General features: G+C 70.6%; 8 protein-coding genes. 5 read left to right on the forward strand and 3 right to left on the reverse strand.

The genetic code is table 11. The features are described from left to right. Positions 1–6 precede the first annotated feature (6 nt). Complete coding sequence (locus QSK31_RS35555) at positions 7–2,514, reverse strand: glycoside hydrolase family 16 protein (RefSeq protein WP_285689040.1); 2,508 nt, start codon at positions 2,512–2,514, stop codon at positions 7–9. A gap of 128 nt (positions 2,515–2,642) precedes the next feature. On the opposite strand from QSK31_RS35555, the gene QSK31_RS35560 reads away from it, so the two are divergent. From QSK31_RS35560 to QSK31_RS35570, 3 genes are read left to right on the forward strand one after another with little or no spacing between them, the layout of a single operon-like run. Then, positions 2,643–3,680, forward strand: coding sequence for a hypothetical protein (locus QSK31_RS35560; protein ID WP_285689041.1), 1,038 nt, complete (start codon positions 2,643–2,645; stop codon positions 3,678–3,680). After that, entirely contained in the window at positions 3,677–7,771 is a 4,095-nt protein-coding gene (locus QSK31_RS35565; RefSeq protein WP_285689042.1) for a polymorphic toxin-type HINT domain-containing protein, read from the forward strand. The genes QSK31_RS35560 and QSK31_RS35565 overlap by 4 nt, the downstream gene beginning before the upstream one ends. Positions 7,772–7,788: 17 nt before the next feature. Beyond that, on the forward strand, positions 7,789–8,136 hold the full coding sequence (locus QSK31_RS35570) for a colicin immunity domain-containing protein (RefSeq protein ID WP_285689043.1): 348 nt from the start codon (positions 7,789–7,791) through the stop codon (positions 8,134–8,136). Positions 8,137–8,149: 13 nt separating this feature from the next. Here QSK31_RS35570 and QSK31_RS35575 read toward each other — a convergent pair whose 3' ends face one another. Next, positions 8,150–9,178, reverse strand: a complete 1,029-nt coding sequence (locus QSK31_RS35575) for an alpha/beta hydrolase (RefSeq protein WP_285689044.1) — start codon at positions 9,176–9,178, stop codon at positions 8,150–8,152. A gap of 92 nt (positions 9,179–9,270) precedes the next feature. Between QSK31_RS35575 and QSK31_RS35580 the strand changes: the two genes are divergently transcribed. Then, positions 9,271–9,972 (forward strand): acetoacetate decarboxylase family protein, encoded by a 702-nt coding sequence (locus QSK31_RS35580; protein ID WP_285689045.1) that lies wholly within the window; start codon positions 9,271–9,273, stop codon positions 9,970–9,972. 1 nt (position 9,973) lies between these two features. On the opposite strand, the gene QSK31_RS35585 is transcribed toward QSK31_RS35580, so the two are convergent. Then, on the reverse strand, positions 9,974–11,767 hold the full coding sequence (locus tag QSK31_RS35585) for an aKG-HExxH-type peptide beta-hydroxylase (protein ID WP_285689046.1): 1,794 nt from the start codon (positions 11,765–11,767) through the stop codon (positions 9,974–9,976). A 164-nt stretch (positions 11,768–11,931) separates the two neighbouring features. On the opposite strand from QSK31_RS35585, the gene fxsT reads away from it, so the two are divergent. Next, a complete protein-coding gene (gene fxsT, locus QSK31_RS35590) occupies positions 11,932–16,275 on the forward strand; it encodes an FxSxx-COOH system tetratricopeptide repeat protein (protein WP_285689047.1) in 4,344 nt (1,447 codons plus the stop codon). The last annotated feature ends 421 nt before the right edge of the window (positions 16,276–16,696 follow it).

Genomic DNA, 16,696 nt, shown 5'->3' on the forward strand with positions numbered 1-16,696 from the left:
CATCGACTACACCTGGTAGAGCCGGACCCAGTCGACCTCGTAGCTGGCTGGGGTCATGTTCGTGCCGTCGAAGTTGTCCAGCTGGATGGTCAGGTGACCGGAGGCCATCGCCTGCATGGCCTTGCGGGTGGAGGTGGCGCCGCCGGAGAAGCGGAACCACTCCACGCCGTCGATGAACCCCTTGACGTGATCGGGGGTCCACTCGAACGCGACGTTGTGCCACTGGGTCATCGGCGCGCCGCAGTTGCGCTCCTCGGCCCGCTCCTGCTGGGTCTTGCCCGAGGTCACCGGATAGTGCAGGAACGCCACCGCGCAGGCCGCGCCCGGCTCGCCGTTCTCCAGGAAGTCGTACTCGCCCTCCTGCGGCCACTTGTCGCCGTCCGGCCAGACGATCAGCAGCGGGTGATAGGTGCGCCCGTTGCCGGTCGCGGTGTTGCGCGACCGGACCCGGGCCTCCCAGCGGCCGTACCTGGTCTTCCAGTCGTTCTGCAGCCAGCCCGTGGTGCCGTTGGGTGCGCCGGTCATCACCAGCTTCCCGCCGTCGACCGTGGTGGCGCTGGCGCAGCGGGCACCGCCGCTCGCGTGCGGGTTCTTCCAGCACTCGTCGGCATCGCTCCACTTCGCCGGGTCCGGCCTGCCGCTGTAGGCGAACTCGTCGCTGTACTGCGCCAGCGGCGTGCCCCAGCCGTTGCGGACGGCCGCCTGGGTGCCGTCACCGGACACCTCGTCCGGCGGCGGCGGGTTGAGGCTGGGCGTCACGGTCACGCTCACCGGGGTGAGCGGTCCGGCGGCGGTCCGCGGGATCAGGATGAAGGAGTACGGGGAATCGTTCTTGAGCAGGTTGAACTGGTGGCTGCGGGCGCTCGCCGCCACATCGGTGGACCAGGGGCCGTTCTCGCGGGTGTCCTTGCCGTCCCGGCCGACGTTCCAGCCGACGATGTCGTTACGTCCGTTGACCGTCCAGGTGATGCTGCCGGTGCCGTTGCCGGGCACCCCGGTCGCCTTCACCTCGGGCGTGGGGCTGGGCTGGTAGACGCACTTGGTGGTGCTGAACCCGCTGTTCGGCGCCAGGTCGGTGGCCCGGACGAGAATGTTGGCGCGGGTCGCCCCCGCCGGGACGGTGTAGCGCCCGGAGATCCGGGTGAACGTGCGCGAGCCGTCCACCGGCAGGTAACCGCCGTTGGTGTGTCCCAGGTAGACGCGGCCCGGGGCGTACCAGTCGATCTCCGTCCGGACCTGCACCGGATCGCCCTGCGTGCGCACGTCGGCCGCGAAATCCCAGATCGCGCCCGGCCGGACCTCCTGCCACGGCAGGTAGATCCCGGCGGTCGTCGCCGCGCCGGTGGCCACCGCGTACTCGAAACGGGCGTCGGCGTGGTCGGTGATCGCCTGCCGGGTCGGCACCAGGCTGCTGCTCAGCGTGCCCCAGTCGGTCGCGTCGGCGGCCAGCGCCGGGTTGGTGCACTCGTTGTCGGACACCTGGAACTGCCCGGTCCGCATGAAGTACCTGACGTCCCGGTCGGAACCGGCCAGGGCGGCGCGTGCCGCCCGCGCCAGGTTGGTCTTCCCGGCCAGCTCGGCGGCGGCCTCGATGGCGCTGACCCGGCGGCGGTCCTCCTCACCCGCCTTCCGCAGCTCCTCCTCCAGGTCGCGGCGGTCCGCCTCGTGGATGCCGGTGTGGATGAACGCCTTCCAGTCGGCCGGGTCCGGGCTGCGCAGGGCGTCGATCGCCGCGGCGTACACCTCGGTCGTGTCCGTGGCCGTGTTCCACACCCAGCGGACGAAGTTCTCGTCGGTGATCACCAGCAGATCCTCGGTCGCCACCACACGCAGCACGGCCGCCGCCCGCTTGCGGGCCTCCCGGTTCAGCAGCGCCTGCCGCTCGGCCTCGGTGCGCTGCTGGTCGGCCTCGATCTCGGCGGTCCGATCCTGCTCGCGGGCCTGGACGACGCCGGTGGTGATGAAGTCGCGCTGCTGCTGGGCGGTGCCACCGAACGCGGCCAGGGCGCCGGCCCGCACCCGGTCGCCGGTGGCGCGCTGGTAGAGCGCGTACACGAAGTCACGGTCCGGAAGAAGCAGCAGCTCCGGCGTCACCGGGATCTCCAGCACCACCAAGGCCTGCTGCTTGATCTCCCGCGCCTGCCGCGCCGCCGTCGCGTCCCGCACCTGGCTGGCGACGTCCCGGGCCTTCGCGGCGTGGATCCCGGACTCGATGTACACCGTGCACTCGAAGAAGTTGGTGCTCGTGCAGCTGGTCAGGGCCAGTTCGGCAGCGCCACGGACCTCGGTCAGGTCCGCGGCGTGCCGCCACAGCTCGAACACGTAGTCCCGCTCGCTGAGCACCAGCCAGTCGTCCGGCGCCACCACACCCACCACGCCCGCCGCGCGGACCCGTTCCTCCAACCCGGACTCCAGGCCCGGCACGGCCGCCACGGCCGGAGCCGATGCCGCGGCCGGGACGACCAGACCGATCAGCAGTACGACGGCCGCGGCGGCCGTCAGTCTTTTTCTCATGCGCTGCTTTATAGGCAGCCGGCGGCCGCCGTTCAGGGGAGGTGACCGTTTCCGGCCAGCAACCTGGCACAGGTGAGCGTCGATGTTTAGCTGTCGCGGCCGTCACTCCGTCTGCCGTGGAGAGTCCGATGAAGCGTCGCATCCCGATCATGGCTCTGGTGGCCGCCCTGTGCGCCACCGTCGTCGTGTCCATACCCGTGCCGGCCGCCGCGGTCGTCCGCACGGCAGACTGGTACCGGACCAAGGCCGTGGCCGACTACGACTCGCGTTCCTCGGTCGTGGCCGCCGCGTACGGCGCGCTCGTCAGCACCAATGTGGACGCCGCCGTCGCCCGCTTCATCGCCCGCGACTTCGCGTTCGCCAAGCTGCGGGCCGGGCTCAACGAGGCACGCAACACCGACTTCTGCCGCCGGGTCCTCGCCACCCACACCGTCGAGTTCGCGCCCGAGGTCCACGCCGCCGCGCAGTACGCGCTGAACAGCCAGTACCCGGCCGACCGGGAGGCGTTCGCCCGCACCGGGTACGCCCAGGCCAAGGCCCGCGACCGGCAGTTCCGGGAAGCCACCGGCGAGCAGGCCGCGGCACTGGAACAGTTCGACCGCGACTTCGTCGCCCGGCTGCGCGACACCGACCCCGGCGAGCAGGTGCGGGCCTCCGCCGCGTACGCCCTGCGCCCCGCTGCCACCGACGCGGACCTGGTCGAGTTCTTCGCCCACGACTGGGCCGACTCAGCCGACCTGGACCTGGTCGCCTTCCGGATCCGGGTCACCGACGAGGACATGCGCTGGCGGGCCAAGGTCGCCGGGCTGCTCGCCGCCGCACAGGCCGCCGAGCAGGCCGCCCTGGAGAGCGCCGACGAGGCGGACCGCGCGACCGCCGCCCATGCCTGGGCACAGCTGACCACGCAGACCGGCACGCCACGGGTGGTCTGGGCCGACGCCCAGCGGGTCGCCGAGGAACAGGCCGCCGCGTGGCATCGGGTGGTCCAGGCGGCCGGCAGCACGACCGGCGTCAACTGGCAGGTCATCACCGGCAGCGCCGGTGCCACCGCGGAGTCCTGGGCGTTCGAGCGCGAGCAGGCGGCCGAGCAGGCCGCCTACTGGATCGACCTGTACGCGCAGGCGCTGGCCGGCGAGACCCGGATGGCGCCGGGCGGTGCCGCATGAGACGCCGGCTCGGCACCTTCGCCGCCGCCCTGCTGGTCGCCGCCGGGCTGTTCGTGGCCCCGGCGCCGCCACCGGCCGTCGCCGCCCCGGCCGAACCCGCCGCGGCCGCCCGGACCGGCACCCCGATCCCGGTGCCCCCGCTGGAGACGGAGGAGTGGGACGGAAGGACCGGGGTGTCCTTCCCGGACGAGCCGTTCCTGCGCGCCATCCTCGCGGACATCGCCGAGCTCGACCCCCTGCCGGAGGTCCGGGCGGCCGCGGCGGCGGCGCTCGCCTCCACCGCGTCCGGCGCCGTCCAGCAGGGCCTGGACGAGGCCGAGCGCCTCCGACGCGCGGCCGGCATCCGCGCCCAGGAGACCGCCCGGCAGAACACCGCGACCATCCGCGCGATGGTCGGCACCGGCGTTCCGAACGGCTACTTCAACGCCGAGGTCAACCGGGTGCTGCGCGGCACCGACGGCGACCGGGCCGCCTTCCTGGCGTACGGGGCGGCAATCGCCCGTACCCGCGACGAGCAGACCGCGGCAGCCGAGACGGACCGCAAACGCCTGCTGCGCGATCGGCTGGCCGCGCTGGCCGCCTCCGCAGCCGACGGCTCCGAGATGAAGCGCGTGGCCGGGGCCGCCCTGGCCGGTGACGACGCCGCGGTGGCCGCCTTCTGGAACGGCGGCTACCTGGCCGCCGCCACCGTCGACGCGCAAGCCCGCGAGCAGTACCTGGCCGACCTCGAGGCCCGCAACAAGGCAGCCGAGGACCTGAGCGACCTGGCCCAGCGCGCCGCCCGCGCCTCGGTGGCCCGCGGCCAGTTGCTGGTCGCCCACGGCAACGCGGTCCGCGAACTCCAGCGCGCGGCCAACGCCATGGCCGGGGCGGCCAACGCGGCCCGCTCCGCCGAGCGCATCCTCGCCGCCGGCGGCAGCAGCACCGGCACCGCTCTCGCCGCGGCCCGCACCGAGGTGCAGTCCCAGCTCACCCAGGCGCAGCAGGCGGCCCAGCGCGCCGAGTCCGCGTCCATCACGGCGAAGATCGCCGCGGACACCCTGATCGAGACCGGCCTGACGTACGGCGCCGAATGGACCCTGATCGTCCAGGGCATGCACCAGGCCGCCGTCGCGGCGGTGGGTGCCTCCACCACTGCCGCGCACGCGGTCGACGCCACGATCGCCACCCACAACGCGCAGACCGCGGAGGCCCGCGCCGAAGCCCACCGTCAGCAGGCGGTGAAGTGGCGGCAGCACGCGGAGCAGCACGCGGCCGCAGCGGCGAAGCTCGCCGACGCCGCTCGGGACCAGGCGCAGGCGGCCAAGACGGCCGCGGCGCGGGCCCGGACCGCCAGGGTGCAGGCGCAGGCCGCGGAGGCCAGGGCCTGGGCCGCGGCCGCACGGACCCGGCAGAACCGGGAGACCGCGGAAGCGGAAGCGGCGACAGCCCGGGCGAAACGGTTGGTGGCCGAGGCAGAACGCCGTGCCGCCGCCGAACATCGGCAACGCGCCGACCAGCAGGCCGTGGTCGCAGCGAACGCGCGACGCGGGGCCGAAGCGCAGGCCGGAATCGCCGCCGACGCGCGCCGCTGGGCGGACGCTGCCGAGGACGGCGCGGCTGCCGCAGCGGGCGAGGCGTGGCGGCAGGAGGGTACCGCCCGCCAGGCGAGAGACGCGGCGTATGCCGCCGAACGGACAGCGCAGACTCAGCAGGCGCGCGCGCAGGCCTACCGGGCGCAGGAGGCGGCCACCGCGAGCGGCGCCGCCAAGGACGAGGCGAAACGGCAGGCTGACGCGGCCGCGAATGATGCCGGCACCGCCCGAACGGCCGCGCTGGGTGCTCGCGCCGCCGCCAACACGGCGACCGGCGCCGCGGTCAACGCACGGACCGCCGCTGCCGACAGCCGCCGTGCCGCCGACCGATCGTGGTCTGCCGCGGAGGAGGCGAGGAGCGCCGCGTACCGGGCGGATGCCGCGGCGGATCGCGCCGAGGCCGAGGCCAAGGCGACCCACCAGGCACGGATGGAGGCAGATGCCCGGGCGGCGGAGGCGACCGCCGAGGAGGCGCGAGCCGCCGAGGCGGCTCGCGCGGCCGTTCGGCTGGCCGAGCAGGCCGCCAACGAGTCGGTGCAGGCGTTGTGGGCAGCCCAGCGGACCCAGGACGAAGCCGCAGCGGCGACCACCGAGGCGGTGGCCGCGGCGGCCGAGGCTGAGATGTCGGTGACCGCGGCAGCCGCGGCCCGCGCGTCCTCGGCGGGCATCGCCGAACCACACAATGCCGCCTTGGCCATGGTCAGAGCCTTCACCGAGGCGGACATCGACGCCGACTTCGTCGCTCAGGTGGCCGAGGAGGCCCGCACGATCGGCGTCGAGCAGGCCGCTGCGGCGTCCGCGAGAGCCACCGAGGCCCTCGCCGCCGCCGAACGTGCCGCCGAGGCCGCGAGGGATGCCAACGATCAGGTCAAACCGGCGTTCGACGCCGCCGCGGCAGCCGCCCGGTCGGCGGCGGAGGCAGCGGCGTCGGCGGCCGAGGCGAAACAGGCGGCTGCCGACGCGGCTGCCGACGGGGCCGCGGCGCGGGCAGCGGCTGCCGGCGCGGCGCAGGCGGATGCCCAGGCGAAGGCCGACGCGCGGGCGGCGCGCTCGGCGGCCAACGAGGCGGCGAAGGACGCGGCGCTCGCCGGGCGGAGCGCGGCTGCGGCGCGTCAGGAAGCTGACCAGGCGGCGACCGCTGCACGAACCGCGCAGACCGATGCGGCGGCGGCCGGCCGGGCCGCGACCGCGGCGGAGGCGGACGCGGATGACGCGGCAGAGCTCGCGCTGAGGGCGAGTCAGGAGGCGGCGAGCGCGGCGACGGCGGCGGAGTCCGCCCTCCAGCACGCGGTCGACGCGCAGGCCGCGGCGGCACGAGCAGAGGAGGCGGAGCGGCAGCGCGCGAACCAGGCGATGGCGGACGCGGCAGCCGGCCAGCCCGGGCCGTTGCCGCCAGAAGATGTGCTGGCCGTCCTCAGCCCGGAGGAGCGCGCCGAATTGGAGGCGGCACGGGCAACCGCCGACCTGAGCCTCATCGACTTCATCGCTCGCGAGGGCGAGGGGCTGCTGGAGGATCTCACCGGCTACGGCGACCTCAAGGCATGCATCACCACCGGCGACGTCGCGGCCTGCATCTGGACGCTGGTCGGCCTGCTGCCGGTTGGCAAGTTCCTCAGCATCCTCGGCAAGGTCGGCCGCTTCCTGCTGAAACTGCCGCGGTTCTTCGACGACATCGCGGCCGCTCGCCGGAAGGTCGACGACCTGCTCACCCGGGCGGACGACCTCAAGACCTGTCCGCTCGCGAACAGCTTCGTGGCCGGCACCCCGGTGCTGCTGGCCGACGGCTCGCGGGTGCCGATCGAGACGGTTGGGGTCGGCGACGTCGTGATCGCCACCGACCCGGACACCGGCGACACGGCGAAGCGGCCCGTTACCGCCCTGATCCGTGGCACCGGCAGCAAGTCCCTGGTACGGCTGACAATTCGAAACGGGGGAACGACCGCCCAGCTGACCGCGACGGACAACCACCCGATCTGGGTCGAGAGCCAACGGGCATGGCGTGCCGCCGGTGAGATCGTGCCTGGCGCCACACTCCGTACGCCGTCGGGCGGCGAAGCGGTGGTGGCCGGCGCCGACGAGCTCGACCTCTTCACCACCGTCTACAACTTCTCGGTCGCTGACTTCCACACCTACTACGTTGTCGCCGGTAAAACGCCGGTGCTCGTGCACAACGCGGGGTGCGGCGCCGCCGGCGCATGGCTGGCCAAAGCCGACTTCAGCAGCCCTGGGCAGATTGCCAAGAAGTACGATGCCCACGCCTCGGACTGGGGCCTGCCCGTGAACAAGAACAAGGCGAATCTCGTCGCCTTCGAGAACGCGATGAAGGCCCACATGGTCGCTCCCGGCACCAAGATCTATCGATTCAGCTACCGCAATCAGGGTCAAGCTGTGGGATTCATCGATCCGGCGACGAACAAGATGGTCATGCTCAACGCGGCTGACGGCAAATTCTGGACGGCTTACAAGCTGGGGGACAACCAGTTCACACAGATCGTCGATGACGGTTTCCTGTGGTGACGGGGGAGGTCAGGGGTATGCAAGGCCGGCGGGATCGCAGACGTGCGTGGTCCGCGCCGTCCGAGGTGGAGGCGGGCACTGGCGTCGCCAGGCAGTTGCGCGCGGCGGAGGAGCTGCTGGCCGGTCGTGTCGCCGCTCCGGACTTCGCCCGGGAGTGGCTGGCGGGCCGGCGGCAGGCGCTGGCCGGTGGCGAGCGGGTCCGGGAGAAGTTCGAGCGCATCCTGTACGACGTCTTCTACGTGCTGGACGACGACTATGTGATCGACCCGGCTCTCCGCGGGCCTGGCGACCTCACCGACCAGCAGCTCACCGATCGGGTGCGCGACGCCGTGGAGCGACTGAGGGCTCTGGAGCGCCACAGATGAGGCGGGCCGACGCTCAGGGGAGGGTCTCGACCTCGGTGCGCACGCCGGGGACGGGGCGGGCGCCGGTCAGGATCGGGAGGGTGCGGGTGTCGCCCTTCAAGGCGTACGCGTAGAAGGCCTTGAGATAGGCGACCGCGAAGTTCTGCTGCTGGGTCGCGGCAGGGCGTCCGGTCGCCTCCGGGCACTCGGTGTCGTCGCCGTCGGTCGGGCCGGGGCCGGTGGTCCACTCGGTGTTGAAGAAGTTGTGGTTGGCCTTCGCGACCTTCACGAAGAAGCCGCGGGCGCCGGCGTGGCCCTTCGCGTTGTCGAAGTACTCGCGGTCGCCGTCACCCCAGCACTCGGCGGAGATCACCGCGAACGGCAGCTTGGTGACCGTCACGTCGTTGAAGCCGCTCGGGCCCGGTGACGCGAGCGACACCACCCCGCGGATCCGGACGCCGCGGGGCAGCTCGGCGCGGTTGGCGTCGGCCGCCTGGTAGAAGACGCCCTCGCCGCCGACCGAGTGGCCCATCGTGCCGACCCGGGTCAGGTCGAGGCGGCCGGCCAGCGGGCCCGCCGCGGTCAGCCGGGGGAGCAGCGCCAGGTGCCGGTCGATCAGCCGGGCCCGCTGCGGGGCGACGCCCATGGTGGCGTTGAGCCCGTTGGCGCTCGGTGACACGACCACGAAGCCGTCCCGGGCCAGCGCGTCCGCCAGATAGTCGTAGCCGCGGTAGCTCGGGTACGGCCGTACGCCCGCGGGGCACGGCCAGGTCCAGTCGTCCTCGTTAGCCGAGTGGCAGGAGAGCTGCTGCCCGTGCAGGAGGACGACCACGGGCAGCTTCCCGGTCGCCCGTCTCGGGTAGTGCACGACGGCCTTGACCTCGGACGAGCCGTCCCACTCGGGTGGATCGGTGAACACGTCGTCGCCCAGGTCGTATTCGAAGACACCGACCGCGTCGGCCGTGGTCGCCTCGGCCGTGTGGCCGCGCGTCACCATGACAGTCGTCGCGACCACGGCCGCCAGCGCGAACACCGTCGCGCCGAGGCGCAGGCGTCGGTTCATGACAACTCCCAGCTGATCGTCGAAGATGGCCGGACCGGAGCATAGGGAACGTTTGTCGTGAAATTGTCAGGATCACGCGGGACCATCGGAGGATGGCGAAGCGTATCGATGCCGACACCTGGGAGATCCAGGGCGAGACGGTCACCCTGCCGGTGACGATCAAGGACGCGCGCATCACCGTCGCGATGTTCACCGCCCGGGCCGAGGACGCGCGCCGGGTGCTCGGCGGGACGCCGCTGAGGCCGCTGGCGGTCGCCGGCCGGGCGGTCACGGTGCTGATGCTGATCCACTATCCGGAGTGGGCGCTGAAGAGCTACGACGAGGTCGCGGTGGGCCTGCTGACGCGGGGTGGCCTGCACATCGTCGACCTGCCGGTGACCGGGGCGTTTACCCGGGAGGCGGGCGAGGACCTCTGGGCGCTGCCGAAGTGGCTGATGGGAGCGGATCTCGAGTTCGCGGCGGACCGGACCTCGGTGGCGGTGCGGGACGGCGCGACCGAGGTGATGCGGGCCGTGGTGCGGGCCGGGCGGCTGCGGCTGCCGTTCGGGGTCCGGGCCTGGATGCCGGTGCGGTCGTACCTGGAGCGGGGAGCGCAGGCGAACCGCCTGCTGCGCGGACGTGTGCCGCTGCGCCTGTCCGGCATCCGGCTTGGTCGCTCGGGGTGCGAGATGCGTTTGGGCGACCACCCGATGGCCGAGCGGATGCGCGCCCTGGGCATGCTCGGCCGGCCCTTCCTGACGATCACGGCGCAGCGGTGGGGAGGGCCGCTCGGGTCCTACGTGGAGACGGGCTGACTCACGGCTGTTCGCGGCCCGCCCACCTGGACAGAACGTCGGGCGCCGGTGCGGTGCCCTGGCCGGCCAGGGCCTGGTAGCCGGCGTGGACCAGGTCGGGCCGCTCGGTCAGGGCTCTCGCGGCGGCGGTGTCGCCCAGGTCGAGCGACGCCAGAGCCAGACCGGTCCAGGCGTCGACGTCGTCCGGATCGGCCTCGATGCCGGCCAGGCACTGCGCCTTGGCCGTCGCGGGGTCGCCGGCCGCCAGGGCCGTCTCGGGCGTGGTGGCGGGCAGCGGAGTATTGACGGCCAGGCGGAATGGCCGGATCCACTCCGTCGTCCGCGGCGGCGGTCCGGCCGATGGCTCGACCGGACCGATGGCGAGGGAGGCGAGATCGATCGGCTCGTCCGCCGACCATGCCCGCGCCACGGCATCGGCCGTGCCGGGAGCCGGCCTGCGGTGCCGCAGCAGCCAGGTGGTGCGGTGAGCGGCAAGAGCGAGGCCGGTCAGCCGGTCGATGGAGGCGGGAACGGCGTCGTCGGCCCAGGGTCGCATCGTCGCGCTGAGTTCGTCGAGGAACTCCCGACCCAGCTCGGTCAACCCGTCTGAGGCGCGGGCGGCGGCAAGGCCGGCGATCGTCTGCGCACGCGTCAGGGCGTACGCGAACTGAGCGGTGCGGCGCTCCACGCCGTCGGACGCGGCGATCCTGGTCCGGTGGAACCCGGCGATGCCGTGAAACGCATAGATTCCCTGGACCAGCCCACCGATCGGACGAGGGTCATCACGCCACGGCGCGTACAGCTCGGGCCGCTCGTCGTCATGGTGCAGCGCGCACAGATGCATCAGGCAGCCGAGCTTGATGTGGCGGTACTCATGCACGAGCGCGGCGGCGAATTCGACGACGTCCTGCGGCGTGGAGAGGAGAATCGCGCCGAACGCCTCGGCGGTGGACGCGCTGCGGATCTCATCGTCGCCGGCCTGGTCAGCGCGGCCAAGCGGAGACAAGGAGGACACGGCGCCGGCGGCCATCGCACGTGCCGTCGCCGGATCGTCGCGGCACAGCATCGCCCAGGCGCCGTCGAGCATCGACTGCCACCCGGCGACCTCGACGTCGGTGAGGCGTTCCGGGTCGACGGGATCCGCCAGGTCGCGTAGCGGATCGAGGTCGTCCAACGCGACCTCGAGGACGGGATCGGTTCCGGTCGTGAGGATGCGCAGCCCCTGCCAGCCGTCGCCGTCCTGCCTTGGATCCGCCGGAACCGTGACAGTGGTACGGCCGTGGCTGAGCCGGATCCCGCCGCCCGCGGTCTCCGCGACGGCCGAGTCCCACTGGTCCGCCTCGTCGAAGGACGCCTGTCCGAGGCCGGGGAGTATGGCCCGGCCGGAGCGCAGCGGCACCCGGGTGCGCCAATCCAGGCCGCAGCCGGCCGCCACGACCAGGGCGACGGCATGAATCTGTCCGAAGTCGACCCAGGCCGGAGCGGACTCGGCGCCGGCGCCCTCGGAGTGTTCGCGAATGGCGTAGGCGGCCCAGTTCCCGATCGGTGGGTACATGATGATCGAGCGAAAGGTCGCCGGGGCACGTGCCTTGGCTCGGTCCAGGATGGCCCACGCGTCGTCGATCGACGGTAACGGCCGGAGATCGAGGACGGCCAGATCACGGAGCGCCAACAGGGCGAGCTGGCGGCGGCTGTATTGCGTGTCGGCGAGGAACCGAATCGTCCCTGGGCTGCCGCCGCCGGTGGCGAGTTCGGCGAGCCGGTCCCGGGAAAGCCGGAAAGCGGACGGCGCGGACCTCTCGTCGACGGCGCTCACGGCACCACCTCCTGTTCAGTTGGTCAGCTATTCCGGTGGCATGACCTTGTCGCCCGATCGTGATGGTACGGCCGGGTGGAATCTCGGAGGCGAAATCGATCTCTCTATTCGTTACTCTGGGCCGGGAGCGGGTTAAATCGTGATCTTGTTTCAACGGAGACTTGATGACCCAGGCGACCGGCACGATTGACGGCGGCACTGTCAAGCCGCCATTTTCCGAGGTCACGATCGGAATCGTCGCCGCATTGTGGATCGAGGGACTCGCCATGCGGGCGCTCATCCCCGATGCCAAGCCTTTGGATCCGATTTCGGGAGATCCGCATCACTACCACATCGGACGGCTTCCCAGCAGTCAGGAGAATCGTCAACATGCGGTCGTTCTGACCACCATGCCGCGGGACAGCACACGTAACGCGGCGGCGATCTGCACCAACTTGATCCGCAGTTTCCCGCAGGTCCGGTGCGTGATCATGGTCGGGATCGCCGGCGGCATCCCGGTACCGGAGCGGCCCGAGCGGCACGTCCGCCTCGGCGACATCGTGGTCGCGACCGACGGGGTCGTGGACTGTTCGCACGTGCGGCAGGTGGACGGCATCGCTACTCCGCGTCGCCATGTTGACGGCATGTCCGAGGCGATGACCCGGGCCGTTCTGGAGCTGAGGGGTGACGAGTTCCGCGGTGAGCCGCGCTGGCGGACCTGGCTCGACCTGGAGGGGGACCCGGAGCTGTCGAAGTTCGGGCGTCCTCGACCGAACACCGACGTGCTCCGAGTGCGAGGCGCCCGCGCCCGCCACCCGAGCCGCAGTCAGTCAGGGCATGTGCCCGGTCTGCCGAAGGTGCACTACGGCACCATCGCCAGCGGCGACATCCTTCTCCGGGACGAGGTCAAACGCGATGAGCTGGCCGCCGAGCACGGTGTGCTCGCGGTCGAGATGGAAGGCTCGGGGATCGCGGCGGGGGCCGCGCAGCTCGGGCGCCACTGGTTCATGATCAGGGCGGTCGCCGACTACTGCGACAATGTCGGCAAGAACGATCTTTGGCACCCGTACTCCTCACTCGCCGCGGCCGCATATGTGCGAGCGATGCTCGCCGCCTGTCACCCGTTCGATGCCGCCCCGGCATCGAACGGTGGTAAGGCCCGCGCGGGTGGTGAGGGTCTCAGCGGGGCGCGTGTGGCACGGACCGACCTGCGGTGTCAGGACGCCGCCGAGGATCTGACCAAGAGCGAGTTCTGGGAGAGTCTGTCCAACCGCCGTAGCTTCGTGAATGTGCTGCGGGCCAAGGTGCCGATCGACCTCACCGGCGTCCTCGAGTCCGATCCCGCCACCCACCTGATAGCCGCTCTGACCAGGGCGCTGAACCGTCCCGAGGGCCTGGTGGCCATCCTGGAGGCATTGGAGGTCATGCCGCCGCAGGCTCACGTTGAGAGGGCGGTTCAGATCCTCGAGCGGCTGAAGATCCGGGACCTGTTACCCGAGGAGGCGCGACCTGAGCTGATGCGTATCCTGTCCGAGGCTCCGCCGCCGGACATGGCCGAGATCGCGGCGTCCCACAACGACGTCCAGGCGCTCGCCGGCGAGGTGCCGGCGTCGCCACAAGCGGCGTTCGACGAGGTTTTGGCTGCGTTCGCGCACCCCCGGAACGCCAGGACCCTGCTGGCGATGACCGACCGAGTGCTCGACGCAATAGTCGATGACCCGTCTCACGCGAGCCTGACCGGCTGGCGTGAGCAGGTCGCGACACGCCTGGGAGTCGAGGGTGCGGTCGTCTGGCATCCGATTCATCGAGGCCGTCACGCCCCCGCCTTGAGCGTTGTGGGCGCCCCGCCCGTATCTGAGAGGACTGACGACGGAGTTGGTCAAGAGGTGACCGATACTATGGCAAACTCGGACGTTGTGCGCGAAACACAAGTCTCGACCCTCACGGCCGCTCCTGTCGACCTGCGTCGTTCCGGCACAGTCGAGGTCGGAGCCCAAGGTGCCGTTCATCCACCACCTGCGATCGGTCCGCCGGCGCTTCCACGGGTGTGGGGAAACATTCCGCCCCGCAATCCCCACTTCACCGGTCGGCAAGCATTGTTGGATGATCTGGCCGAACGCCTACGAAAGACTGACATCACCGCTGTTCTTCCGCAAGCGATTCATGGAATGGGCGGTGTCGGAAAGTCTCAGCTCGCCATCGAATACGTATACCGGTATCAGAATCAGTACGACGTCGTATGGTGGATCTCCGCCGAACAGCCCCAGCAGATTCTCGCGGCGCTGGCGGAACTCGCACAACACCTCGACCTCAAGGTCGGTCCCGAGGCGAATGCTTCGGTGCCCGCGGTGCGCGAGGCTCTTCGTCTCGGTCGGCCCTACGGTAATTGGCTTCTCGTCTTCGACAATGCCGAGGATCTGGACGCCGTGAAGAGCGTCGTGCCGACCGGTGGACTCGGCAAGGTACTCGTCACGTCGCGCAACTCCGACTGGTCGTTGCAGGCGAACACCCTCGAGGTTGACGTGTTCCGACGTGACGAAAGCATCAAGCTGCTTCGCCGGCGAGACCCGGAGATCGCCGACAAGGACGCGATCAAGCTGTCCGAGGCGCTGGGCGACCTTCCTCTCGCGATCGAGCAGGCATCCGCGTGGAGAGCCGCCACCGGAATGACCGCGGCCGAATACCTTGACCTTCTCAGGACGAGCGTCGAGTTGCTGGGTGCGACCGCCTCGCCGGACTACGAGCCGTCGGTGGCGGCGGCGTGGACCATTTCTCTGGAACGATTGCGGACGGACAACCGCGCCGCGATGAAGCTGCTGGAGATTTGTTCCTTCTTTGCGCCGGAACCGATCAGCCGTTCGTTCTTCTCGCCCGCCGGCGCCGCGGACGCGCGCGGCGAGCCCGACGAATTCGAGCAGGCACTGCGGGCCCCGATCAAGCTGAACAAGGCTATTCGCGACATTCAGCGGTTCGCCCTGGCGCGGCTCAACCACCGAACCAGCACCATCGAGCTGCACCGACTGGTGCAGGCGGTCGTCCGGGACGGGGTCGGTCCGGAGCGCCAGGACGAGGTCCGCCGTCGCGGCCATCTTTTGCTCGCGGCGGCCAACCCGCAAGAACCCGACAACGTCGCGCACTGGGACCGATACCAATCCCTCATCTCGCACGTCATCGCCTCGGACGCGGTGGCCTCCGACGTGCCGTGGGTACGCGTACTGGTCTTCGACATCGTGAAGTTCCTGTTCCGGTGGGGCGACCACGAGGGCTGCGAGGAACTGGCTCGCGAGGTGCACGCCGCCTGGGCCGCTGGTCTCGGCCCGGCCGACGCCGAGACGCTGTCCATCGCCAAGTACCTCGGGTACATCCTGTGGGTGAACGGCAAGTTCCGTGCGGCCCGGGAGATCGGCGAGGAGACGCTGCGGCTCTACGGGGAAAAGAATCTCGATGCGGGCGACGAGGACTTGATCGATGCGAAGCTTCAGGTGGCTCGAGATTTGCACACCGCCGGCCGGTTCGCCGAAGCGACGGCGATGGTGCGCGAGGCTCATGCCGCGGCGCGGATCGCGCTGACGCCCGAGGATCCGAAGACCCTGTACGCGGCGCATCAGCTCGGAGTCAGTCTGCGCCTCGAGGGTAAGTTCCGGGAGGCGTGGTCGCTCGACGAGGAGACTCTTCGTCTGCGCATCGAGGCGCTCGGCGCTGACGACTTCGAGACGCTGAACACCAACAACTCCGTCACCATTGATCAGCGCGAATGCGGCGACTACAACGGTGCTTGGAAGGCGCAGGAGAACGTCTTCGCCCAGCACCGTCTGAAGTGGGGCGAGTACAACCCGGCTACCACCCGTGCGGGCCGCAATCTCGCGGTCGCGCGCCGCAAGGCCGGCGATCACGTGGGTGCGCTGGACCTCAGCAGGCAGATCGAGAGGCGTTTCCGGGAACGGTACGGCGACCGCTACCAGGACGCGGTTGCGTCGGCCATGAACCTGGCGGTCGACCTCCGCCAGAACGGCGAGCTCTTCGAGGCCAGGGAACTGGCCGACAAGACACTCAAGATCTATGAGTCACTGCTGGGCCGGGACCATCCGTTGGCGCTCTCGGCGCGCACCAACCAGGCGATCACGCTTCGGCTGCTGGGCGAGGCCGAAGAGGCGAAGAGCTACAACCACGAGGCATTCGAAGGCCTACGGAACAGGATCGGACCGGACCACCCGCTGACGATCACCGCGGCGACGAACCTGGCCAGCGATCACTATGCTCTTGGCGAGTACCAGATCGCCTTCGAGCTGGATTCGGACACGCTCGATCGAGCGCGCCGGATCTTCGGTGACGACCACCCGTCGACCCTTGCCGTCATGGTCAACCTCGCCTTGGACCTGCGGGCGCTGGGCCGGGTCGGCGAGGCCGACGCACAGCACCGGGACGTCGTCGAAAAGTATCGCGTGAAGCTGGGCGCGAGCCACCCGGCGACCATCGCGGCGAGCCGGCACGTCCGGGCCGACTGCGACATCGATCCCATGCCGATCTAGGCGCGCGAAGAGTTACAGCGATCGGGCTCGTTCACATCTCGCGATGTGAACGAGCCCGGCCGGTTTCGGATTCAGTCAACGCGGCCGGGTGGTCCCGAGCCTCCCAAGTTGTACCGCGGACGCCTCACCTGCTGCAGGAGTCTCTCCAGGTAAGGGGAGAATTGCGATCGGTCGCACTCTCGCAGTCTGTCGAGTGGCATGTCCTGAATGTCGACCAAGTGGGTCTCGATGTCGGCATGGGACTGATCCACAGGGGCGCCACCTTTCTCCGTGACGTCAATCGGCCGTCGCCATCTAGCCTCGACCCTTCGTTAAGGGGTGTCCAAGGACTGGGCAGAAACGAAGAAGTGCCTTCTGATCAGGGAAAATAGGACTTGCTGAGGGTCCAAGTTTCCTGTCACGGAAGGCACTTGCAGGGTGC

Origin of the sequence: Actinoplanes sp. NBRC 103695 (assembly GCF_030269485.1) — a bacterium.
In the GTDB taxonomy this organism is placed as follows: Bacteria; Actinomycetota; Actinomycetes; order Mycobacteriales; family Micromonosporaceae; genus Actinoplanes.

Excerpts from the sequence above, each read along its gene's own strand:
- fxsT (WP_285689047.1), top strand. The coding sequence starts at position 11,932 with ATGACCCAGGCGACCGGCACGATTGACGGCGGCACTGTCAAGCCGCCA.
- QSK31_RS35575 (WP_285689044.1), bottom strand. The coding sequence starts at position 9,178 with ATGAACCGACGCCTGCGCCTCGGCGCGACGGTGTTCGCGCTGGCGGCC.
- QSK31_RS35560 (WP_285689041.1), top strand. The coding sequence starts at position 2,643 with ATGAAGCGTCGCATCCCGATCATGGCTCTGGTGGCCGCCCTGTGCGCC.
- QSK31_RS35570 (WP_285689043.1), top strand. The coding sequence starts at position 7,789 with ATGCAAGGCCGGCGGGATCGCAGACGTGCGTGGTCCGCGCCGTCCGAG.
- QSK31_RS35580 (WP_285689045.1), top strand. The coding sequence starts at position 9,271 with ATGGCGAAGCGTATCGATGCCGACACCTGGGAGATCCAGGGCGAGACG.
- QSK31_RS35555 (WP_285689040.1), bottom strand. The coding sequence starts at position 2,514 with ATGAGAAAAAGACTGACGGCCGCCGCGGCCGTCGTACTGCTGATCGGT.
- QSK31_RS35565 (WP_285689042.1), top strand. The coding sequence starts at position 3,677 with ATGAGACGCCGGCTCGGCACCTTCGCCGCCGCCCTGCTGGTCGCCGCC.